The following is a 21,088-nucleotide window of genomic DNA, read 5'->3' as shown; positions in this document are numbered from 1 at the left end:
CACGTTTTACGTTTCGCGAGGCCATTCACGATTCACGATTGCCGATTGCCGAATGATCAAGCTGCCTATTATGAAAATAATCGTTTACATCTTTTTGTTTCTGGTGATCACCTCACCCGTAACCGCACAATACAACATTATTGACTATGGCGCCAAAAACGACACCAGCCAGTTAAGCACAGAGGCTATCAATAAAGCAATTGCAGCATGTAACAGCCATGGGGGTGGCAGGGTAGTGGTGCCTGCGGGCAATTATAAAAGCGGCACCATCATAATGAAAAGCAACGTGGAATTGCATTTAGAAAGCGGATCGGTTATATATGCCAGTACCGATACCAACGATATTACCCGAAGGGCGCAACCGGCATACCGTTCGCAAAAAGACCCCGGCGGCTGGTATGCATTGCTATACGCCGAAGGGGAAACAAATATTCGCATAACAGGTTATGGGACCATAGACGGACAAGGGGCAACACAAATACCACGATCTCACTCTGGCGGCGACCTCGATGGCAGGCCAAGGAACTTACTATTTATATCGTGCAACAATGTACTGGTAGATGGAATTACCATGCTGAATGCCGGCATATGGAATCAGCATTACCTCAATTGTGAAGATGTACAGATAAGTAATATCAGGGTGTATAATCACTGCAACCGCAACAACGACGGATTGGATATAGACGGTTGCCGCCGGGTAGTGGTATCCAATTGTATCATCGATTCAGACGACGATGCCATTGTACTGAAAAGCACCGGTAAGGCCGGTTGCGAAAATGTGGCCATCATCAACTGCATTGTAAGCAGTTTTACCAATGCCATTAAATGTGGCACCGAATCAACAGGAGGTTTTAAAAATATAAACATTGGTAATTGTATTGTAAAGCGATCGAAAAGTAAAGTGCCGCCAATTTTCGGCAGAACGAATATTGGCATAAGTGGTATTTCGTTGGAGATTGTAGATGGCGGTATTATGGAAGGGGTGCAGGTGCACGATATTGTTATAGAAGAAACAGAGTGCCCCATATATGTTCGGTTGGGCAATAGGGCGCGTAAACATAATCCTGATGCACCGGCGCCGCCATTAGGTACCATGCGCAACATCAGCATTACAAATATTACAGCTTATAATACGGGCAATTATACTGCATCCATAACAGGGGTAAGCGCCGCTAAGATCGAAAACATTTCGTTGAGCCGCCTTCGCCTGGTGAACAGGGGTGGCCTGAAGCCGGGCGAATTTATTTCAAAGGTCGATAGCGTGGCAGAAGATGAAAAAGGATATCCCGAACCCACTGTTTGGAAAAATTTACCCGTGTACGGGTTGTTTATGCGGCATGTAAAAAATATTTCAATAACAGATATTTCGTTGGTTAATATGCAGTACGACCCAAGGCCGGCCTTTGCTGCTATTGATATCGATCACCTCAGCATGCAGCAGGTGAAGGTAGAAGGTAGCAGCAGGCCACCAGGCCTTATAACAAAAGATGTGAAGAAGCTTGAAGTTCGCGATTACTGAAAGGTCACGAAAATCTGCATCCCTTGCCAATTGCAAATTGCCCATTGCCTATTGGCTTAAGGTGGCGCAATAATTGCGGCAATTGCTTAAATAAGAAGATGTATAATTTAAGCAACGCAAAAGATCTGGATGCATTGATAAATGCTGCTGGTGAACGAATGGTGGTAATGCTTGGAGAAGCATCGCATGGCACACATGAATATTACACATGGCGAACAGCCATTTCAAAAAGATTGATAGAAGAACATGGTTTCAACTTCATTGCCGTGGAAGGCGATTGGCCAGATTGCTACAAAATAAACCGCTATGTAAAAGGCTATAAAGATGCCGGAAACAATACCCGGGATGTACTGCAGGCCTTTGATCGCTGGCCTACCTGGATGTGGGCCAATTGGGAAGTGGCAGCCCTGGCCGAATGGTTACGTGAATATAACAGCCATAAAAGTATAGATAAGAAAGCCGGTTTTTATGGTTTGGATGTTTACAGCCTTTGGGACTCCATGGAGGCCATGGTAAACTACCTCGATAAAGAAGATCCTGCCGCTTCCGCTTCAGTAAAAAATGCTATCCATTGTTTTGAGCCATTTAGGGAACGTGAACATACATATGCTTATTCGCTAAAAGAGCATAATTGTCGCGATAAGGTTTTGTCAATGCTTAAAGAGGTTAGTATGAAGGCGCAATTTCTCGATGGTGATCGCGAAGCAGGTTTTAATGCAGAACAAAACGCTCTTATTGCAGTAAATGCCGAAAAATATTACAGCAGCCTGATAGGCTTTGATAATGAAAGCTGGAACATCAGGGATACCCATATGATGGAAACGCTGGAGCGGTTAATTGAGTTTCATGGGCCGGGAACAAAAGGTATAGTGTGGGAACATAATACCCATATTGGTGATGCAAGAGCCACAGATATGATGCATGCAGGTATGATAAATATTGGCGAACTGGCCCGTAAAAAATATGGCGATGATGACATTTATCTTGTTGGCTTTGGAAGTTATAAAGGTACTGTTATAGCGGGCGATGCATGGGGCGCACCCATGGAAGAAATGGATGTGCCGCCGGCCAAAAAAGAAAGTATAGAAGAACGGTTACACCGGCTTGGTACAAACGACAGGTATATGCTTTTTGACGAAGAAACGGATGAAATGTATGATACGGAAACAGATCACCGGGCCATTGGCGTGGTATATCACCCCGGCAGAGAAAAATATGGCAACTATGTGCCTACTGTTATGAGCCAGCGATACGATGCATTTATATACATTGACTCAACAAAAGCCCTGCATCCATTGCATTTATCTACGGGGCATCAAATGCCGGAGACATATCCGTTTGGAGTGTAAGAAGGAAAAGGGTGAGCCCCCTTGAAGGGGGACCCACCTTTATCGTATTACGCAACCTCACCCACCAACGCTGGCGCCGCAGGAAAATCAACCGGAACTTTGGTGGCGCCATACAGATAATTGGTGATGGTTTTATCGCCAATTAATATAATGGTATCAACCAGGTTCTCATTGGTATAACCCACTTCAAAAAAGTTATTCAATATTGATGCATTGGGTTTACCAAAGTTCTCAACAAAGCTTTTGGCAAGTGCAGCCAGTGCATTGTATTTATCATTGAAAGAAACGGCGCCCGATCTGATCTCGAGTATTTGCTCATTGGTAAAACCATTTAACTTACCAATGGCAGTGTGGGCCGCTAAACAGTACTCACAATTATTAGCCTGGCTGGTAGCCAAATTCACTACTTCTTTTTCTTTGGCAGTAAGTGAAGAGGGGCCATTGGCCAGGGTAAGGTAGTTGGCCAATCCGTTATTTGAATAAGCCATAGTGGCAAACAGGTTTGGTACCACGCCTAATTTCTTTTTCAGGGTATCGAAAATAGCTTGGTTGGCTGGTGAAACTTCTTCTCTTGTAGGAACTGTGAACGTTTTCATTTTATTTAGTTTTTTGATTTGCTTGTCGTTATTGACGATGTAAAATTGCAAATCAAAAGGCCTTGTAAAAATGGACACATTTCCCGAAGACTTGTAGTTTTTTCCCTTGACCTGGTTTTTTGTTAGGAAACTACCCCGTTACTGCGAAAATCGGAGGGGGTAAACTCGGTATTCTTTTTAAAAAAGTTGCTGAAGTAGGCTGCATCTTCAAAACCCAGGTCATAAGCTATTTCTTTGGCCGATTTATCGGTATACAGCAAAAGTCGTTTAGCTTCCAGTACAATGCGGTCCTGTATAATGGTGAGGGGCGATTTGTTATTATATAAAGCAAACAGGTTCGAAAGGGTTTTGGGCGAGCGGTTTATTTGGTCGGCATAAAACTTAACGCTATGTTCTTTTTTGTAATGCGTTTCAACCAGCACGTTGAACTGGCGAATGATATCCAGCTTGGGGTCGTTTATAACCTGTGCGGGAACATACTGGGTCTTGGCCAAACGGGTGGCAATAATGATCAACCTTTTTAACAGCATGCGAAGCATGTCTTCCTGGATGTTGTCAACAGTTTCAAATTCCTCAATGAACATTTGTTGTAGCAGGTCTGTCTTATGGGTGTTCTCTGGGTTCAGGTTAATGAACATCTGTTGTTGCGTGTTAAAGAATAAAAAACCAACACAACTAACTTCCTTATCGTGGTCGATGATACAATAAAATTCCCGGTTGAACTGCCAGGCAACGATATCGGTTGAATGCGAAAAATGAAAGGTTTGATTGACCATCAAACTCAGGATGGTATTGGCGGGGAAATCATATTCAATATTGTCGATGGTAATCTTTTGCGCCTCGCCTTTATTCCAGGCTATTGTGAGTAGTATGTCCTTGCGGTCTCTTCCATAGAACTGCCAGTCAAATGCCGGTTCTTCAAATATCAGCCGGCATTCGCCGGTGGTCTTAAAATTCTTGTACGACAGTTTCATGTGTGGTAGAATAGGGGAGCAAATTAAGTAAAAAAGATGGGTCATTCACCAATTGGTAAATGACCCGCTTTTTTATATTGATAGCCCTTATGACAATCTACGCTTCCTGGTACGGGCGGCTTTCTTTGCAGCAGCTGATCGTACACGAGGTCCTTTTGTTCGGGCTGCTTTTTTTGCGGCAGCAGAACGGGAGGTGGCCGAGCGTTTCTTCGCTGCTGTTCTTGCCTGTTTTGAAAGCGCATCATGCGAAACGGTAGACGTTGGCTCGCGCTTCAACGCTTTTACTCTTGCTTGTGACCGTTTCCTGGAAATAGGTTCGTGTTTCTGACCTTTTTCATAGGCACGTTCTGCACTCTTACGGGTTTTTTCTGAAGTGGTACCCTTTTTTGGTGGCTTCAGATCAACACCCGCACGCCGTGCTTCCGACAAGCCAATAGCTATTGCCTGCCTGGCCGATCTGGCGCCATGTTTGCCTTTTCTTATCTTTTTTATTTCATCATGCACAAACTCGCCCGCCTGCGTGCCTGGTGATTTGCCCTGGCGTTTATCACGTTGCGCACGTCTTATCGTCTTCTTCTCTGGCATAACTATGTTTTAAATAATGGATTGCAATTGATATGCCATTGCATTATTTATAATAAGGCACTGGTGTAGGTTCCTGAGTTCCTGTAACAAACAATTTGTCGAGGGCGTTGGCTGAATCACGATGTTTCTTTAGTATAGGTAATGTTTCTGTAATGAAACTTTTCAATGCCGGGTCTTTACAATCCTTTGCCATGTTCTCAAACTTGTCAATGTCATTTTTATGATCGGTAACCATCATGTTTATATACGCTCTGTCAAAGTCTGCCTTATCTTTTTTACTAAGCTTTTCTATATCATTTTTAGCTTCATCGCTTAGAGCTTGCGGTAACGTAATGTTTTTAGCTGTTGCTATTCTTTTAAGTTCCGCATTGATCTTATTATGGTCTTCTATCATCATGGCTGCAAAATTTCTAACTCTTTTATTTACTGCTTTTGTTTTAGCCAGTGCTGCCAATTGAACTTCTATCATATTACCATTGGCTGCTTCAACTGAAAAATCGGCTTCTTTTTTTTCAACAGCTAAAGTGGTTGACTCCTTATCCTCATTCATGGAGATGTTTGAGCCTGTGTCGGCTTTGTCTTTATTAACTTCCTTGGCAATTCTGACACTGTCTTGCTGTTTGTCCTTACATGCCACAAAACCGGCTATAAGCATTATACAAATTAATTGTCTCATAGTTAAACATTTTAATAGTATAAAATAGCGTACAATTCTCCTTGTATAACCCTCAAAAGCCAGGCCATATGAATGGCGGAACTATGAATAATGGCAGTAAGTGTATGGCAAATAAATTGATACAATAATATAAATGAATATTGTATGAAAAAGAATGAAACAATGCCATCGCCTAACGCTAAAGTGCAAAAAGACAGGCATATGCGACCGGAAAATAAAGATAATCTTGATAGTAGGAAAAACGAAGAGCAGGAGACAAAAGGTGATGATACTACCCACAATAAGAAAGACCATAGAAGCGAGAAACCATCGCAAAATAAAGATCATCAATAACGGTTGGAAATATTACCCCGTATTGAGTAATTAAGGCAACCTTTAAAACTAAGTAAAGGGGCAGTCTTCGTGCAACGACTGCCCCTGTTTATTTACGTTCAAAAGTTACGCGATCAATTTTATACCAGTTACATGGAATGTTATGGTGTACAAATGATTCTATAAATATCAGCCCGGTTCGGGTTAGTATTTTATTGGAAGCAACATTGTCAATGTGAGCATGCGCATATACTTCATTAGCCTGCATTTCATTAAACGCATACGCAACTGATGCTATTGCTGCTTCGGATGCGTAACCCTGTCCCCAGTGTTTCTTTATAAACCGGTAACCCAGGTCGAGGAAATTATTGTGGTTGTTGATTGGTTCGGTAATAAGTTTAAGGCCGGCCCACCCCAGGAATTCATTTGTTTTTTTATTGATCACTGCCCAGCGGCCAATGCCATTATCAATATATTGCTGCCTTATAAATTGAATAGCAGCTGCTGCCTGTTCTTTCGTTTGTAAAGGCTCGTTACCTACATAAGTATGCACGTCGGGGTCGGAGTCCATTTCAAAAAATCCGTCAACGTCAGAGGGGAGTATTTCTCTTAAGATCAGTCTTTCTGTTTCGGCAAAGGTTTTCATTGAGGCAAAGTTAGCAGAAAAGCCTTATTTACGAAGCAAGGGTTTGGCTATTGCGGGCATTGGTTAAAGCACTAACCCTGTAGTTAAGAGCGGCAGTGGTGCCACAGGTAACATCAATAGTAACGCCGGTTATACCGGCAGCCATGTCAGAAGATAGAAATACCGCAACGTTGGCAATGTCGGCCATCAGGGGCATTTTTTTCAGCATCGTATCTGCTTTCATTTTATTGAGAACAAGCTCCATTCCTTGCGGGTCGTTGCTAATTGCATCTTTAAAAACCTGGGAATCGGGTGAGCCGCCGGAACGCATATTTACGACACGAACGCCATAAACGCCTAATTCGGAAGCCAGGTTTTGTGATAGCGTTTCAATGGCGGTGCATGCCGGCGCGAACCCACCGGTATAAGGATAACCAATGCCGCCGGGCGTTGCAGTGAGCGATAATATAACGCCTGAGCTCTGTTGCATCATGATCTTCCCTGCGGCAACAGCGGTCATAAACCGTGTTCGCATCATATTGGTAATGGGATCAATAAAATCATTTACGGTCATATTTACCAGGGGAATATTCTGCACCACCTTTGTGGCGGTTGCGTTAAAAGAGATGTCTACAGTGCCTGCCTGTTGCAGCACTTCATTCAAATGATTGGTAATAGCAATTTCATCGAGCGCATCAACAAGAGCCACTGCGGCTTTGCCGCCTGCCGAACGAATTTCGCCGGCAATTTTCTCCAAGGGCCCTAATGTGCGGCCGGTTAAAAATACATGGGCGCCGGCCCGGGCAAGTGCTTTGGCAACGGTTCCGCCCAATGAACCGCCGGCTCCGTATATTACGGCATTTTTATTTTGAAGCATAGCTAAGATTATCTACGTAAACCTACAATTTAAACGTTTTTTAAAAAGGGCATATCCCGACAATCGCAGGGGGATATTGCGACAAACTGTATTTTTGCGGTTGTTAAAAACAATTATCATGAACGGTCAATATAGAAAAGACATTTATCCAGGTTTGGAAGTGGCGATCATTCTCAAAAAAGACCAGCGCAGTGGAAAACTAACTTATGGCATCGTAAAAGACCTGTTAACCTCCGCAGCTTATCACTCAAGAGGAATAAAAGTGCGGTTGGAAGATGGGCAGGTTGGCCGCGTGGCAGAGACAGACGTTGTTGATCCTGATGGTGAAGATTAACGGTTGCGGGTATTGGCAGTTCATGACAACTTTTTATAAATCACTCAAAAAACAGTAACGAAGCTGCAACGAAATACCCTATTTTCAGCATCAGGTAATCAAACCATTCTCTATGCAAAAAAATTATCCTGTACTCAAAACGCTGGTGGCAACGGCGTTGTTGGTCTTAGGCCTGCAGGCATGTAAAAAAGATAAAAAAGCAGATCCACCACCACCTCCGGCACCCCCGGCGCTAAATCTTACCAAAGAACAGCTGAATGAATTAACTACCAGCATGGTCCTCGACATGCGTCTTTCACTGGATACTTATTTTGATGCTACAGGTATAACAGGCCGTGAGATATACCGTTTTTCACCTACTGAAGTACGATATACAACAGACCTGTTAGGTAGTGGCAGCGTAACGCTAAGTAATAATCAATTTTATATTACGGCTCCCTGGCAGGCCCGCTATAAAGTGGTAAAAGAAGCTGTGAATATAATTGTAGAAGCTGGCCGGTCAACCAGAATTACAGATGCAGAAAAACGGGGGTATACTGGCATTGCAAAAACCATTCTTGCGCATGAGTTGCTCATGAATTTAAATCTCACGAATACCAATGGCATTTACATAAATCTGTTGGGCGGCAGGCCCGATTCGGCAACTGTGGTACCAGCACCGGCAGCACTTGATTCAGTAGCCCGTTTTCTTGATGAAGCTAAAGTTGTGTTAACAGGTTCTGCTTTACCTCCCTTACCAACCGGCTTCCAGGATTATAGCGATGCATCAGGATTTATTAAGATCAATCGGGCGCTGGCCGCAAGAGTGGCCGTTTATCGTCAACAATGGGCAGCTGCATTAACTGCATTAAATGAATCGTTCTTTAATTTAAATGGTGATCCTAATGCTGGCCCAAAACATGCGTTTGCAACTTTCCAGGGCGATATATTGAATCCCTGCTTTATTACAAAGAACGAAACGGAGAATGTTCGTTTGGCACATCCATCGTTTGCTACAGGTATAACTGCCGGCGATGACCGCATAGGAAAAACAAGTTTACGCACTAGTACAAAGAGCCAGGACGGATTAAGTTCCAATCGCGACATCTGGATCTATCCTGTTAATGTAACAAGCATACCGGTCGTTCGAAATGAAGAGTTGTATTGATATATGCGGAAGCAAAAATTCAAAACAATCAGTTTACAGATGGATTAGTTGCGCTTAACAGGATAAGAACAGGCCATAACCTCTCACCATATGCCGGCGGTATATCGCAGGCTTCATTAATAAATGAAATGTTAAACCAGCGCCGTTATTCACTTGCATTTGAAGGGCATTATTGGGTTGATATGCGTCGTTACAACCGGTTAAATACTTTGCCTATAGACAGGCCGAATGATGATGTGTGGGAGAAGTTTCCGGTGCCGGGGGTGAATTAGAAGAAAATAATTAATTAAAAGGCTCCATATAAGGAGCTTTTTAATTGGGTTTAAATGTAACTTTCACCACCGAAAAAACGGCTTCAATTTCATTTTGAGCTAACGTTATGTATGGATATTTATTGGTTTCCGCCATCAGTCGATATGTTCCATCTCCATTATGATAAATTCTTCTTAGATGCGTATGATTGTCTATATCGATGATATAATGATATTTTCCCCACTCGCAGTTTTTTATATCAATCCTTTTGATAGCGATCTTCCACCCAGCCCTAATTTCGGGTTCTGCGGACGACTCTTCTGTTAAAAACTGGCAATCTGCATCTTTAAATTGATCAGAATCAATAGGCTCGCCAATAATTGCTTTATACCCGTTAAACACAAAGGGAACTCCCAATATTTTCCATTCACCATGATAAGGCTCTAATGCTTTGTCTAATTGTAAAGGAACCAGCACCCACGATAATAATTCCTGTTCTTCAACCCGGGAGGGAGGTTTTGATTTAAGCCCCCGGTTGGTAGCCCTGATTGGATCTTTTTCCAATTTTTTTTCATTTTCCAATTTTTGCAGATCAAGCGCCATTTGTCTAACCAGCTCAGGTTTAGTTTCGGGCAGCTTTCCTATTGCGTATTTAAAGAAAGAAGTAGCTTTTACTCCTATTTTATATGCTATCTGGCTGGTAGTCATTTTATAATGAGCCTCCAGGCGTTTTGTTGTAGATACAATTATATTCTTCAGCTCTTCAAAATCAGGGAATTCCTTTCTTTTGGCCATGTTGAGATTTGCTGATTTGGAAATCGGTTTTATTGAGAAAAATCAATTATTTTCCAATTATTCTAAACGTGTTTTGGAAAATGGAAAACTTTCTTATCTTTGAAATACTGGTAAAGCCAGTAGCTCCAATAGGGCGCCGGTCCAGTTTGTCAGTTTTCTCTGCGTTTACCATACTCAAAAGTTTGGTAGGTGACCTTTTATAAGATCACCCCAATAAACACATGAAAATAAATAATTGATTGCTTTTAAAAAAGAGCAATCAGGTTTGTCATTAATAAAACAGGAAAAACACCTGAAGAAACGATCTCCAGGTGTTACATAACTATAAAAAAGTAGTATCCTTTACTACCAACGCTCGATCATCCTTGCCAGGATGCATAATATAATTATGACCATGGCAATGCGCATGAATTTCTTCATGGTAATTGTTTTAAGTATTATAAATGTGGTTGTGTTGTTTCCCGGGAGTATTGTAAATATCGCTTTCCCTTCTTTCTCGTACAAAAAAACACCGCGTTGTTTTGAAACTTATTGATGCTTGTCAATGTGAGCGTATTTTCATTACCGTTTTATCAGCGTTTTACTGTTTCCGTTAGCGCAGATTTGCTGTACTAATTTGTTGTGCAGGTTATGTAGTTCAAGTTTTAAACTATTCGCTTTATTATTGCACCCGTGTTTCCAAACATTGAATCGTCCTCTGACTTTATGCGCCATCAGTAACCAAGAATGATCCGTTAGTAGCTTATGATGCAACGTTAGTAACTTATGATGCATCGTCGGTAACTAACTATGAGTTACCAGTAGCTTTTTGGGGAGTATTTGTATCTAATGTTAGTTCATTGGTGCGCAATTTCAATTCATCAATTTGATTTTATGCCACATAAATAGCCAAATAAGATCGTAAGGTGGGAACATACGATCGTAAATTAATTACCAAAGAGCCATAATTTGCCCGCGAACGTATAATGTTTGCTACTGACGACTCATAGTAAGTTCCTGATCCATTTTTTAAATTAGGGAAATACTATACTAACTGCGGAGCGATCCATAATAAACAACGAATAACTTATAATTAGCCAGGGAAATTGTATAAATAGCAACCGGTATGGAATAAATAGCAACTTAAGAAAAGCGTATGTGACCCGACTAAAAAATATTAAGGCTCCATTACGGAGCCTTTCTTGCTTATATTGGTGTAACTAATAGTACGAAATTAATACTGCCAGCTTACGCAGTTTGTTTTTCGTTATTCAAAACTTCACTTACCGATTTAAACAACTCAGCGCGCGTAAACGGTTTTTTGAGGAACACATCGGCGCCATTCTCAAGGGCAACGTCGCAGGCTGCTGCATCAACCCCGGAGATCATAATTATCTTCGTTGACGGATGTTGTTTTTTTATAACACTTATATAATCGATCCCGAACCCGTCGGGTAAACGATTATCGAGTAATACCAATGAGGGTTGTTCCTGTTGCAGAAATTCTTCGGCTTTGGCCAGGCTTTGCACATGCTCCACTTCCATCCCTTTTCCATCGAGTAATATGTTCAGTAATAAACAAAGATCGCCTTCGTCTTCAACGATCAGTACTTTTTTGGGGGCAGCTTTTGCAGTTTTAGCTTTCATATGCTTAAGAATGTGGTTTGTAAAGTACCCAATTAAAAAAGTGTGCCAGGGACTGTAACAACATTGGGGAATTTGCGTCGAATAGGTACGCTTAAATATTTCATATGAAAAAATATACTATTGTATTGGTTGCCCTCTGCAGTTCTTTGGTGAGTTTCTGCCAGGATATATCCCCACGGTTAGATACGCTACTACAGGCTTATACTGCTCTAAATAAATTCAATGGCACCGTGCTGGTATCAAAAGGCGGTACCGTTTTGCTTGACAAGGGTTACGGTTACCGGAATGTTGCCAACCACGTTTTGCACGACAAAAACTCCATTTTTCAAATTGGGTCGGTTACCAAACAGTTTACTACGGCCATTATTCTCAAATTGCAGGCAGAAAAAAAGCTGAATGTTCAGGATCACATTAGTAAATACTTTCCAAAATTCCCCAAAGGCGATAGTATTACCATCGAAAACCTGATGCTGCACACTTCCGGTATTTATAATTATACCAATGACGGAATGTTTATGAAGAACGAGGTCACCAAACCGGCCAGTAAGGAAAAGTTGATGCCGCTGTTCCAGGATAAACCACTCGATTTTTCGCCCGGCACCAAATGGAGTTATTCAAACAGCGCTTATTTGTTGCTTGGTTATATTATTGAATCGGTAACCAAAAAGCATTATGAGCAGGTGGTGCATGATTACATCTTTACCCCACTTAAAATGACCCACAGTGGTTTTGATTTTACTCACTTACAGAGTAAAGAAAAATCAACCGGTTATTTTGCCGTAAATGAAAAAGATACCCTCACTGCGCCCATCGTTGATTCCTCAGTGTCTTTTGCGGCCGGAGCCATTTATTCAACAACAGGTGACCTGCTACGCTGGCACCAGGGTTTGATGAAGAATATAGTGCTTACCAGCGCCCAACAGGAAAAAGCGTATACGCCTGTAATGAACAAGTATGGCTATGGCTGGGGAATTGACAGTTTATATGGAAAAAGAGTGATGATGCATGGCGGTGGCATTCATGGGTTCACCTCTAATTTCAGCCGCCTGCCTGCAGATGATATTTGCATCGTATTATTATCAAATAACTCTTCACCAGCCCTTACTGAAATAACAAATAATATTTACGCCATTCTGTACAACAAACCATATACAATACCCCAGGCCAAAAAGGCGATCACCTTACCCGAAGAAAAACTGAAACAATATGTTGGCGAATATACCATCAAAGAAGGATTAGATCTTTCCATAACATTAAAAGATGGGCAGCTGATAGCCAGTCCAACCAATCAGCCGTCATCTGTTTTAAATGCCGAAAAGGAAGATCATTTTTTTGTAAAAGAACATGATATCCGCCTTAAATTCACCCGTAACGATAAACAGGAGATAGATGGGTTTATTTTATACCAGCGTGGAATGGAAGTAAAATGCCCGAAGATCAAATAGATTATGATAAAAAAATCCCCGGTACAGCCGGGGATCTTTTTATCATGTAAAAAGAATTTATTAGCGTTTGGCGGGCCTTGCGGGTTCACCCTCCTTATCGATTTCATGACCAAACCATATGACCGCATAATTATTATAAATGCCAATTCCCATGGCATTCCATTTTGTTTTATAGGGGCCTGCATTTAAAAGGGCGGCATTATGAAACTGGCTAGCTTTCCACAGGTCGAGCGCTCTTTTTGCATCCATACCTTCTGAATACTGCGCAGCTATTTCAAAACCCTTACCCGTATAAGAAGTGAGTTCTGCCGGCTTATTCCACATGCAAAGTTTTTGCGCATGATCGGCTGTGTAGCAACAGCTTTGCCATTTGCCTTTGTTAGACCAGCTGTGCATGGTGCAGTTGCCTGTATCAGGACGATTCTCATCAAGATCTTTGGCGTGTATTTGAGCAACAAATGTTAATGATGTTGAAAGCGGAATGGCGGGTAACCCATTGGCCGATCTGTAAGCTGTTACAAGATTATACAGTTTCAATTCTTCTGCGGTCAATTGAGCTTTATCGGTTACCTGTACCGGTTTACCGCTCAGTAAAAAAGCGGTACTAATGATCAATAGGCAATATGCCAGCATTTTTTTCATAGTTGCCGGTAAAATAAAATAAGATCCTGATACAGGCAATAGGGAATAGTTAAAATTTATTTATGTTCATTGATCAGCTTCAAAACAAACTCCATTTGTGTATCGCGGTTCTGCATAAAATCATCAAAGGTGGGCCATACTTCGTGGTCAGGCATAGTTCCTCTTCCTTCGGGTTGATCGGGTTTTACCACCGCATCCTGCACCACGTATACGATGGAAAACTTGGTTTTTATTTTTGAGTTGGGCAGCTCATAAATAAGCGACATATGACCATTATGATAATAATAACCGCCAATGGTCTCAACCCCAACAATGGTTGTGTTACGACCATAGGCTTTTACCAATGAAGCCAGGTGCGAAGCGGCAGAAGCGGTGTTTTCATCTATCAATAAATACAGCCTGCCATTAAACGCCGGGCTTTTGGGGTGGTAAACAGGATTGTATTTTTCGTTCTGTACATTTCTGCCGTTTTGTAAAGAAGGAAAATAATCTTTGAGCATCTTTTTTCCTTCTGTTAATTCCTGTGCGGTTATTCTTGAAGCTGTTGAGGTGCCCCAGAAGTACTGTTGGTAAGGTAAGCTATCAAATATGATATACGCCAGATTGTTTTCTTTAAACGTTTTATCTGTAAGGTACATCATCGGTTGCTCAAAAGTAGGATCGCTGCCACCGGGATTGCTTCGTATATCCATAATAAGGTTATACACCCCGTTCTTATTTAGTTCATTGAAAACACTATCAATAAAACGAACATATACGGCAAATGCAGGGTCATCACTACCGGTTGCCATGCTGAAAATGCGTAAGTTCAGCAAACCCGTTGTAGGGTTTATCATTCGAAAGCTATACTTGGGCTGTACTCTGTAATCAATAACACTGTCGACCCGGGCGCTATAACGCTGCACCAAATTTTTCTGGCGTTGTTCAAGCGATACGCTGGGAACAGTAACCGTTTTCTTCAAAGTAGAACCGGGTGCCTGAAAGGTGATGGCAAAACTGTCTTTAAGGCCATATTCCAATAGATAGCGAAGCCCATAGCTGCCGTTAACACTACCTGTTAATTTTTGCGATACGGTAAAACCATCGGCCGGCATATATTTATAGAATGACTTCATAAGGTCGGTATCAGCAATGCCATTGATGCTTGTAATACGGCTGCCTACCGGTATTTGATCGGTAATGCTATTGAAGATCATTTTGCTTTCAATATATTTCACTGCATAAGGAAAAAATGCGCGCTGCCGGTTTAAATAACTTACCAGCGAGGCTTCTACCTCGGTATAATTGTGACAACTGCCTTCAATATCGGTCAGTTGTAAAATGATCTTGTAAAAGTCTAGTGTAGAAAGTGGCTTTTTTATTTCTTTAAAAGCCCATTGGTAAATGCTGTCAATTTGTTTTTTAGTTCTGTAGCGGTATAAACCGGAGTTCGCCTTTTCCCTGATGTCCCTGAACAACTTCAGGTCCTGTTTCATTTGGTCGGCCGACAGTTGTTTATTAAAGATGGTAAGGCTGTCAACCGGTTTGGTATTTTCAGTTTTTGGTTGTGCCCATACCTGTTGGCCTATGAATAAGAGAAGCAGTAGCTTTTTCATGTGACTGTGATATGTCTTGTAATTGATATGCGTTTACGCAAACGCGTTCGCATGAAATTACGGAAATATCATCAGTAATATTATTTCGCCTGTTCCTCCTCCGTCAAATGCCTGATCACCTTGCATGGATTACCTGCTGCAAATACATCGGCGGGAATATCCAGGGTCACTACGCTTCCGGCGCCAATTACGCTTCTGTCGCCAATGTTTACACCCGGGCAAATAACCGCACTACCGCCAACCCATACATCTTCACCAATGGTAATGGGTTTGGCAAATTCAAGTCCCGAAGCTCTTACTTTATGATCTATGGGGTGGGTGGCTGTATAGATCTGTACATTGGGGCCAAACAGGGTACGGCTGCCGATGGTTACCTGTGCTACATCGAGCACCACACAATTGAAATTGAAAAATACTTTTTCACCCAGTTTGATATTATAACCATAGTCGCAATAAAATGGTGGTTGTAGCCAAAGGCCTTCCCCGGCATTGGGAATAAGTTCTTTTAAGAGCCGAAGGCGTTCTGTTGTTTGGTCTTCACGCGAGTCGTTCAATTCTTTAATGAGCAGTCTGGCTTTTAGCCTGTCTTCAGAAAGTTGTGCATCCAATGCATCGTACAACTCGCCCGCAAGCATTTTTTCTTTTTCTGTTTTCATGTTGTTTTATCCGTAAAAATCGTGCCCGCTTAATTATGCAGAACGCTTAACATTTATTTAAGTAATACCCCCGGCTTTTTTCGACTTATATCAGATATTGCTGCAATATATTCTTTCTTAATAAGTTAATAGCAGCGGTATCTAAAACACTATTTAATTTATGAGCTCCCAAAACCCTGTTTATATTACAGCGGCCGGCGCCTATTTGCCCGGTGCGCCCATTTTAAATGATGAAGTAGAGGAATACCTTGGTTATCTGTTTGGCAAACCCTCTCGTACCAAACAAAAAATGCTGAAACAAAATGGAATTACCACCCGCTATTATGCCATCGATAAAAATCAGCAAACTACGCATACCGTAAGTGGTATGACTGCCACCGCCATTCAAAGCTGTTTACAAAAAGCCGGTATTGCAAAAAAAGACATCCGGTTTTTGTCCGCTGCTACCACTCAGGGCGATCTTCCTGTGCCCGGTTTTGCCAGTATGGTACATGCTGATGCGCAATTGGAGCAATGCGAAATTGCCAGTCACCAAAGTGTATGCGCAGCCAGTATGATGGCCATAAAAAATGCCTGGCTGCATGTAAAAACAGGTGAGGCTGCCAAAGCCATTGCCTGTGCCGGCGAATTGCCCAGCCGCATGTTTAAGGCACAGCGTTTTGAACAACAGGAATTGGTGAAAGAGAAAAATGCGTTGGACCTGGAAACAGATTTTTTGCGCTGGATGTTGTCTGATGGTGCCGGCGCCCTGTTGCTGGAAAGCCAGCCTTCGCGGCATCAATTAAGTTTGCAAATTGACTGGATAGATATTCGTTCGCATGCGCATTTGTTCGATGTGTGTATGTATGCGGGTATTAATAAGAAAAATGGAAAAGGAAGCTGGATGAACTACAACTCATTCAGCGCTGCTGATAATGATTCGGCCATAAACCTTAAGCAGGACCTGAAATTGGTACAGAACATTGTACCATTGGGTGTACAACATTTCTTTCAACTGATCGATGAAGGGCGGATAGATCCTAACCAGCTGGATTGGTTGCTTTGCCATTATTCATCAGAATACTTCAGACCACAGATCGTTGACCTGTTACAAAAAGGCGGTTGCACTATTGCGCCCGAAAAATGGTTTACCAACCTGCATACAAAAGGCAATGTAGGTGCTGCAAGTATTTTTTTGATGCTGGAAGAACTGTTGTACTCGGGCAAACTAAAGGCCAACCAAAAACTCATTTGCATGGTGCCTGAAAGCGGGCGCTTCATTACCTCCTATATGCAATTAACGGTAGTTGCACCTGCGGCGGCCGTGCCTGCTGTTTCAATACATACCACTGATGTTATTGAAGCGCCTGTTATTCGCACTGCGGGGCAACCTGTGCAGGAATGGCTGGTACGCCAACTAACTTCGGTATGGGTTGATTTTGAATCCAGCTTACGGCAGGTGCCCATTGTACAAAAGATCTACAACGGTTCGCTAACCCTCGATGATTATAAATTATTACTGGTGAACCTGCGGCAACAGGTTATTGACGGTTCGCAATGGATTGCCCGCGCTGCTTCGAATATCACTATAGAATACTTCGACATTCGCTCTGCATTCATTACCCATTCGCGCGATGAGCACCGCGATTACCAGATATTGGAGAAGAATTATCTTGCATGTGGCGGCACCAATGAAGAATTACGCCAGGGCGAAAAGAATATTGGCAGCGAAGCATTAAGCGCATTTATGTTTCATAAGGCCAGTCAACCCAATCCATTCGATCTGTTGGGCGGTATGTTTATCATTGAAGGCTTGGGTAACAGGCTGGCTGGTAAATGGGGAAGGGCCATTCAGGAGCAGTTGCAATTGAATGACGACCAGGTGTCGTTCTTTATTTACCACGAAACAAGCGATGCCAACGATAACCATTTTGAACGTTTTGAAAAAGCCATTCAATCTGATCTGTTACAGGAAGCCATAGCTGCTAAAATTGTAAAGACCGCTAAAATAACTGCCCGGTTATACACCATGCAATTGCAGGAGCTGGGCAATTATTAAGTTTGAGCAGCGTTAACAAAAAACAATTCTTTATGCTACATAAACGCGAATACTTTGAGAAACTGGTAAACGATCCCCGGGACCCCAGTCACTGGCATGCCCTGTTCCTTGATAAAAGCATTCCGTTCAGTCCCGATGCCAAAGCGGCGTTCCTCTACGATTCAAGTCGCAAAACAAAGCAATTCCTGTATCCATTTGTACGGGTGTTTGCGCGGTTGGGCATTATGTTGCTGCAGGTGTTCAAAGCCATTGTGCCCAATGTGATAAATGCGCCAAAAATGTTGCACCGGAGTTTGTATGTGGGTATGAAATACTTTATAACGCCCGAAGCAAATTACCTTATCCTGCGCCATTTTGTATTGGGGTCAGAAGTGTTGCGGTTTATAAAGGATAACGTAAAGAATATAGAGGATATACCCATGCATCCTTTAAAACCGATGGACCTGAATGCGGTAAAAGATAACCTGTTCCTGCAGCACGATCTGAATTTGTATAATTTCATTATCAATCTCAATAAGGCCATGGAGAGTAGTGGTACCACTATTCAAAAAGTTGAAGCGCCCGATTACAGCGCCATTACCACCGACGATAGTTTTCCCTTTGCACACTTTCGCGATAAATGGACCAACTGTCTTGATCTGGCAAATGCCATTGAGATCTTCACCCCGGTGTATCAATTTTTTTTAACGGATAATGATTTCTGGCGCGCGTCAAACTCATTGCAGCTCGATGAAGTGATTGGGTTATATGCTGCTACTATATTGAACTGTCCTGAGAAATTGGTGGCGTTAAATAACAAACATCCCATGATCCCTTTGCCTACAACAACGGCAGCGTTCAGGCTTACGCTACATGGACTGTCAACAGAAGTGTTACATGCATTATTGGTGCAGAAGAAATTGGAAGCGCAGCGGATGGCATAGTTTTTTTGTGTTTATTATATGGCCAGAGCGAGCATATTCATAGGCACATCGGGATGGCATTATAAACATTGGCTGGGGACATTTTATCCCATTGGTACCAATGTAAAACATCAGTTCGAATATTATACCAATCACTTCGATACGGTTGAAATAAACAATTCATTTTACAAGCTGCCGCCCAGGGAAGTGTTTGAAGGCTGGTATAAAAATTCTCCGCGGAACTTCTTATTCGTCATAAAAGCAAACCGGTTCATTACCCATAATTTAAAACTGTTAAGGCCAAAAGAACCATTAACAAGACTATTCAACAGCATTCTGGCGCTAAAAGAAAAATTAGGCCCCATTTTATTTCAGTTGCCACCAAAGTGGAAAGTTAATCATGAACGGCTGAGGGAGTTCCTTGCGGCGTTGCCAAAGGGATATGATTATGTATTTGAATTTAGAAATGAAACATGGTACACTGAAGAGGTTTATAAACTGTTACAAGACTATAATTGTGCTTTTTGCATTTATGAATTGGGTGGGCACATATCGCCGGTAAAAGTTACAGCCAATTTTGTTTATGTGCGTTTGCATGGCCCTGCCGAGAACAAATATCAGGGAAGTTATAGTAAAGCCGCCCTCAAAAAGTGGGCTAAACAATGTTGGGAATGGCAAAGGCAGAAAAAGACCGTGTATGTTTATTTTGATAACGACCAGGAAGGATATGCGGCGCTAAATGCCGTTACCTTAAAAGCGCTGGTCAAAAAGCTTTCTGCCCCTGCACATAGTAAGGTGTAAACATTGATGCTAAATACATTACCTTTAAATATCGCCCTCAAATAAAAAATCATTAATATGTTTAAACTCGGACTAACGATCGGTTTTGCAATAGCAGTGGCCTGTAGCGATGGTAGCCAGCCAAAGGTTGAAGGCGCCAATCCTGATGCTGTGAATGGCAGCGATACGCTGTCGCCTGTGGAAACCCAAAAGCCCAATTCAACTTACAAACCTGCCTTTAAGGGACAAACGCGTATTGGCCGCGTGATCACAAAAACGCCGTATGAAGGAGTGGTGATCACTTCTGATCTTAAAAATCCGTGGGGTATTGCAGTAATGCCCGATGGGCGTTTCCTCATTACCCAAAAGGGGGGCACTATGCGCATTGTAACAACTGAAGGAAAAGCGGGTAACCCCATTACCGGTATACCGGAAGTGAACAGCAGGGGACAAGGCGGTTTGTTGGGTATAACGCTCGACCCTTCTTTTGCCAAAAACAGAATGGTGTATTGGGTATTTTCTGAAAATGCTGGTAATGGAACACAAACAAGTGTTGCAAAAGGCAAGCTGGCCAATGACGAACAAAAAATTGAAAATGCTACAGTCATTTATCGTGCTACTCCCTCGCATAATAGCAATCTGCATTATGGTGGACGCATTTTATTCGATAAATCAGGTAACCTGGTAGTAAGCACCGGCGAACGCTCAGATCTTGAAACAAGACCGCAGGCGCAATGGCTTAATTCGGGACTGGGTAAAATAGTTCGTATAACTACAAACGGGCAGCCGGCGAGTGGAAATCCTTTTGCGGGTAAGAAAGATGCAAGACCAGAGATCTATTCGTATGGGCATCGCAATGTACAGGGACTGGCCTGGAACCCTGTAACCGGTGATTTGTGGGAGAATGAATTTGGTCCCCGTGGCGGCGATGAAGTAAACCGTATTGTTCCCGGAAAAAATTACGGCTGGCCAACCATCACCTATGGCATTGAATACAGTGGTGAAAAAGTAGGCGAAGCCAAAACCCAACAGGCAGGGCTTGAGCAACCGGTTTATTACTGGGACCCGGTTGTATCGCCCAGCGGCATGACCTTTTACACCGGCAACAATATGCCCGAATGGAAAAACAATTTGTTTATTGGCGCATTGAGCGGTAATCACATTGTGCGACTGGTTATTAAAGACAACAAAGTGGTTGGTGAAGAAAGGATCCTTGACAAGGAAGGTCAGCGTTTTAGAGATGTTACTGTTGGTAAAGACGGCGCATTATATGCGGTTACTGATGCGGGTAGAATGTACCGGATAAGAAAGAAATAATTCTTTTTATAGAAGGTGGGTCTTCTTGATAGCGACGCTGTCGAGA

General features: G+C 42.4%; 22 protein-coding genes. 11 read left to right on the top strand and 11 right to left on the bottom strand.

The annotated features are described in order from the left end of the window. Together GGD38_RS06250 and GGD38_RS06245 are read left to right on the top strand one after the other, a co-directional pair. Positions 1-1,519: glycoside hydrolase family 28 protein (locus GGD38_RS06250; RefSeq protein WP_375303780.1), on the top strand; the 1,519-nt coding region annotated here is incomplete at its 5' end. A gap of 98 nt (positions 1,520-1,617) precedes the next feature. Continuing rightward, the gene (locus GGD38_RS06245; protein WP_375298877.1) at positions 1,618-2,868 is read left to right on the top strand and encodes an erythromycin esterase family protein; all 1,251 of its coding nucleotides are present in this window, start codon (positions 1,618-1,620) and stop codon (positions 2,866-2,868) included. Positions 2,869-2,915: 47 nt separating this feature from the next. Here GGD38_RS06245 and GGD38_RS06240 read toward each other — a convergent pair whose 3' ends face one another. The 4 genes from GGD38_RS06240 to GGD38_RS06225 form a co-directional block, all read right to left on the bottom strand. Continuing rightward, complete coding sequence (locus tag GGD38_RS06240; protein WP_375298878.1) at positions 2,916-3,464, bottom strand: carboxymuconolactone decarboxylase family protein; 549 nt, start codon at positions 3,462-3,464, stop codon at positions 2,916-2,918. Between the two features lie 122 nt (positions 3,465-3,586). Next, positions 3,587-4,438, bottom strand: a complete 852-nt coding sequence (locus GGD38_RS06235) for a helix-turn-helix domain-containing protein (protein ID WP_375298879.1) — start codon at positions 4,436-4,438, stop codon at positions 3,587-3,589. An 87-nt stretch (positions 4,439-4,525) separates the two neighbouring features. After that, on the bottom strand, positions 4,526-5,023 hold the full coding sequence (locus GGD38_RS06230; RefSeq protein WP_375298880.1) for a DUF6496 domain-containing protein: 498 nt from the start codon (positions 5,021-5,023) through the stop codon (positions 4,526-4,528). A 43-nt stretch (positions 5,024-5,066) separates the two neighbouring features. After that, a complete protein-coding gene (locus GGD38_RS06225) occupies positions 5,067-5,699 on the bottom strand; it encodes a DUF4142 domain-containing protein (protein WP_375298881.1) in 633 nt (210 codons plus the stop codon). A 144-nt stretch (positions 5,700-5,843) separates the two neighbouring features. On the opposite strand from GGD38_RS06225, the gene GGD38_RS06220 reads away from it, so the two are divergent. Then, entirely contained in the window at positions 5,844-6,032 is a 189-nt protein-coding gene (locus GGD38_RS06220; RefSeq protein WP_375298882.1) for a hypothetical protein, read from the top strand. A gap of 88 nt (positions 6,033-6,120) precedes the next feature. Here the strand turns inward: GGD38_RS06220 and GGD38_RS06215 are convergent, their stop codons facing one another. Both GGD38_RS06215 and GGD38_RS06210 read right to left on the bottom strand, forming a co-directional pair. Next, positions 6,121-6,657: a GNAT family N-acetyltransferase gene (locus GGD38_RS06215; protein WP_375298883.1), complete on the bottom strand. Its 537-nt coding sequence runs from the start codon at positions 6,655-6,657 to the stop codon at positions 6,121-6,123. 28 nt (positions 6,658-6,685) lie between these two features. Continuing rightward, positions 6,686-7,513, bottom strand: coding sequence for an SDR family NAD(P)-dependent oxidoreductase (locus GGD38_RS06210; RefSeq protein ID WP_375298884.1), 828 nt, complete (start codon positions 7,511-7,513; stop codon positions 6,686-6,688). Positions 7,514-7,631: 118 nt separating this feature from the next. Here GGD38_RS06210 and GGD38_RS06205 point away from each other — a divergent pair, with 118 nt between their 5' ends. The 3 genes from GGD38_RS06205 (at position 7,632) to GGD38_RS06195 (ending at position 9,266) form a co-directional block, all read left to right on the top strand. Next, positions 7,632-7,847, top strand: coding sequence for a YwbE family protein (locus GGD38_RS06205; protein ID WP_375298885.1), 216 nt, complete (start codon positions 7,632-7,634; stop codon positions 7,845-7,847). Between the two features lie 112 nt (positions 7,848-7,959). Continuing rightward, on the top strand, positions 7,960-8,994 hold the full coding sequence (locus GGD38_RS06200) for a RagB/SusD family nutrient uptake outer membrane protein (RefSeq protein ID WP_375298886.1): 1,035 nt from the start codon (positions 7,960-7,962) through the stop codon (positions 8,992-8,994). Beyond that, the gene (locus GGD38_RS06195) at positions 8,991-9,266 is read left to right on the top strand and encodes a RagB/SusD family nutrient uptake outer membrane protein (protein WP_375298887.1); all 276 of its coding nucleotides are present in this window, start codon (positions 8,991-8,993) and stop codon (positions 9,264-9,266) included. Before GGD38_RS06200 ends, GGD38_RS06195 begins: the two co-directional genes overlap by 4 nt. Positions 9,267-9,306: 40 nt before the next feature. On the opposite strand, the gene GGD38_RS06190 is transcribed toward GGD38_RS06195, so the two are convergent. After that, on the bottom strand, positions 9,307-10,041 hold the full coding sequence (locus GGD38_RS06190) for a hypothetical protein (protein ID WP_375298888.1): 735 nt from the start codon (positions 10,039-10,041) through the stop codon (positions 9,307-9,309). A 1,227-nt stretch (positions 10,042-11,268) separates the two neighbouring features. After that, complete coding sequence (locus tag GGD38_RS06185) at positions 11,269-11,667, bottom strand: response regulator (RefSeq protein ID WP_375298889.1); 399 nt, start codon at positions 11,665-11,667, stop codon at positions 11,269-11,271. Positions 11,668-11,771: 104 nt separating this feature from the next. Between GGD38_RS06185 and GGD38_RS06180 the strand changes: the two genes are divergently transcribed. Then, complete coding sequence (locus GGD38_RS06180) at positions 11,772-13,112, top strand: serine hydrolase (RefSeq protein WP_375298890.1); 1,341 nt, start codon at positions 11,772-11,774, stop codon at positions 13,110-13,112. Between the two features lie 60 nt (positions 13,113-13,172). Here GGD38_RS06180 and GGD38_RS06175 read toward each other — a convergent pair whose 3' ends face one another. The 3 genes from GGD38_RS06175 to GGD38_RS06165 form a co-directional block, all read right to left on the bottom strand. Next, complete coding sequence (locus GGD38_RS06175) at positions 13,173-13,754, bottom strand: CAP domain-containing protein (RefSeq protein WP_375298891.1); 582 nt, start codon at positions 13,752-13,754, stop codon at positions 13,173-13,175. 56 nt (positions 13,755-13,810) lie between these two features. Continuing rightward, on the bottom strand, positions 13,811-15,349 hold the full coding sequence (locus GGD38_RS06170; RefSeq protein ID WP_375298892.1) for a S41 family peptidase: 1,539 nt from the start codon (positions 15,347-15,349) through the stop codon (positions 13,811-13,813). An 80-nt stretch (positions 15,350-15,429) separates the two neighbouring features. Continuing rightward, positions 15,430-16,005, bottom strand: a complete 576-nt coding sequence (locus GGD38_RS06165) for a sugar O-acetyltransferase (RefSeq protein WP_375298893.1) — start codon at positions 16,003-16,005, stop codon at positions 15,430-15,432. Positions 16,006-16,165: 160 nt separating this feature from the next. Here GGD38_RS06165 and GGD38_RS06160 point away from each other — a divergent pair, with 160 nt between their 5' ends. Genes GGD38_RS06160 through GGD38_RS06145 form a run of 4 tightly spaced genes read left to right on the top strand, consistent with a single transcriptional unit; the run spans position 16,166 to position 21,042 of the window. Further along, positions 16,166-18,043 (top strand): 3-oxoacyl-[acyl-carrier-protein] synthase III C-terminal domain-containing protein, encoded by a 1,878-nt coding sequence (locus tag GGD38_RS06160; RefSeq protein ID WP_375298894.1) that lies wholly within the window; start codon positions 16,166-16,168, stop codon positions 18,041-18,043. Positions 18,044-18,075: 32 nt separating this feature from the next. After that, on the top strand, positions 18,076-18,966 hold the full coding sequence (locus GGD38_RS06155; RefSeq protein ID WP_375298895.1) for a hypothetical protein: 891 nt from the start codon (positions 18,076-18,078) through the stop codon (positions 18,964-18,966). 18 nt (positions 18,967-18,984) lie between these two features. Beyond that, positions 18,985-19,746 (top strand): DUF72 domain-containing protein, encoded by a 762-nt coding sequence (locus tag GGD38_RS06150; RefSeq protein ID WP_375298896.1) that lies wholly within the window; start codon positions 18,985-18,987, stop codon positions 19,744-19,746. Positions 19,747-19,803: 57 nt separating this feature from the next. Then, positions 19,804-21,042 (top strand): PQQ-dependent sugar dehydrogenase, encoded by a 1,239-nt coding sequence (locus GGD38_RS06145; protein WP_375298897.1) that lies wholly within the window; start codon positions 19,804-19,806, stop codon positions 21,040-21,042. Positions 21,043-21,088: the final 46 nt, after the last annotated feature.

Origin of the sequence: Niastella sp. OAS944 (assembly GCA_024809215.1) — a bacterium.
GTDB lineage: Bacteria > Bacteroidota > Bacteroidia > Chitinophagales > Chitinophagaceae > Niastella.
The sequence above is the reverse complement of the archived record's forward strand: the minus strand, read 5'-3'. Positions and strand labels throughout refer to the sequence as shown.

Bases quoted from the DNA above. Each gene is read 5' to 3' on its own strand.
- GGD38_RS06245 (WP_375298877.1), top strand. From the start codon at position 1,618: ATGTATAATTTAAGCAACGCAAAAGATCTGGATGCATTGATAAATGCT.
- GGD38_RS06240 (WP_375298878.1), bottom strand. From the start codon at position 3,464: ATGAAAACGTTCACAGTTCCTACAAGAGAAGAAGTTTCACCAGCCAAC.
- GGD38_RS06235 (WP_375298879.1), bottom strand. From the start codon at position 4,438: ATGAAACTGTCGTACAAGAATTTTAAGACCACCGGCGAATGCCGGCTG.
- GGD38_RS06230 (WP_375298880.1), bottom strand. From the start codon at position 5,023: ATGCCAGAGAAGAAGACGATAAGACGTGCGCAACGTGATAAACGCCAG.
- GGD38_RS06225 (WP_375298881.1), bottom strand. From the start codon at position 5,699: ATGAGACAATTAATTTGTATAATGCTTATAGCCGGTTTTGTGGCATGT.
- GGD38_RS06220 (WP_375298882.1), top strand. From the start codon at position 5,844: ATGAAAAAGAATGAAACAATGCCATCGCCTAACGCTAAAGTGCAAAAA.
- GGD38_RS06215 (WP_375298883.1), bottom strand. From the start codon at position 6,657: ATGAAAACCTTTGCCGAAACAGAAAGACTGATCTTAAGAGAAATACTC.
- GGD38_RS06210 (WP_375298884.1), bottom strand. From the start codon at position 7,513: ATGCTTCAAAATAAAAATGCCGTAATATACGGAGCCGGCGGTTCATTG.
- GGD38_RS06205 (WP_375298885.1), top strand. From the start codon at position 7,632: ATGAACGGTCAATATAGAAAAGACATTTATCCAGGTTTGGAAGTGGCG.
- GGD38_RS06200 (WP_375298886.1), top strand. From the start codon at position 7,960: ATGCAAAAAAATTATCCTGTACTCAAAACGCTGGTGGCAACGGCGTTG.
- GGD38_RS06190 (WP_375298888.1), bottom strand. From the start codon at position 10,041: ATGGCCAAAAGAAAGGAATTCCCTGATTTTGAAGAGCTGAAGAATATA.
- GGD38_RS06185 (WP_375298889.1), bottom strand. From the start codon at position 11,667: ATGAAAGCTAAAACTGCAAAAGCTGCCCCCAAAAAAGTACTGATCGTT.
- GGD38_RS06180 (WP_375298890.1), top strand. From the start codon at position 11,772: ATGAAAAAATATACTATTGTATTGGTTGCCCTCTGCAGTTCTTTGGTG.
- GGD38_RS06175 (WP_375298891.1), bottom strand. From the start codon at position 13,754: ATGAAAAAAATGCTGGCATATTGCCTATTGATCATTAGTACCGCTTTT.
- GGD38_RS06170 (WP_375298892.1), bottom strand. From the start codon at position 15,349: ATGAAAAAGCTACTGCTTCTCTTATTCATAGGCCAACAGGTATGGGCA.
- GGD38_RS06165 (WP_375298893.1), bottom strand. From the start codon at position 16,005: ATGAAAACAGAAAAAGAAAAAATGCTTGCGGGCGAGTTGTACGATGCA.
- GGD38_RS06160 (WP_375298894.1), top strand. From the start codon at position 16,166: ATGAGCTCCCAAAACCCTGTTTATATTACAGCGGCCGGCGCCTATTTG.
- GGD38_RS06155 (WP_375298895.1), top strand. From the start codon at position 18,076: ATGCTACATAAACGCGAATACTTTGAGAAACTGGTAAACGATCCCCGG.
- GGD38_RS06150 (WP_375298896.1), top strand. From the start codon at position 18,985: ATGGCCAGAGCGAGCATATTCATAGGCACATCGGGATGGCATTATAAA.
- GGD38_RS06145 (WP_375298897.1), top strand. From the start codon at position 19,804: ATGTTTAAACTCGGACTAACGATCGGTTTTGCAATAGCAGTGGCCTGT.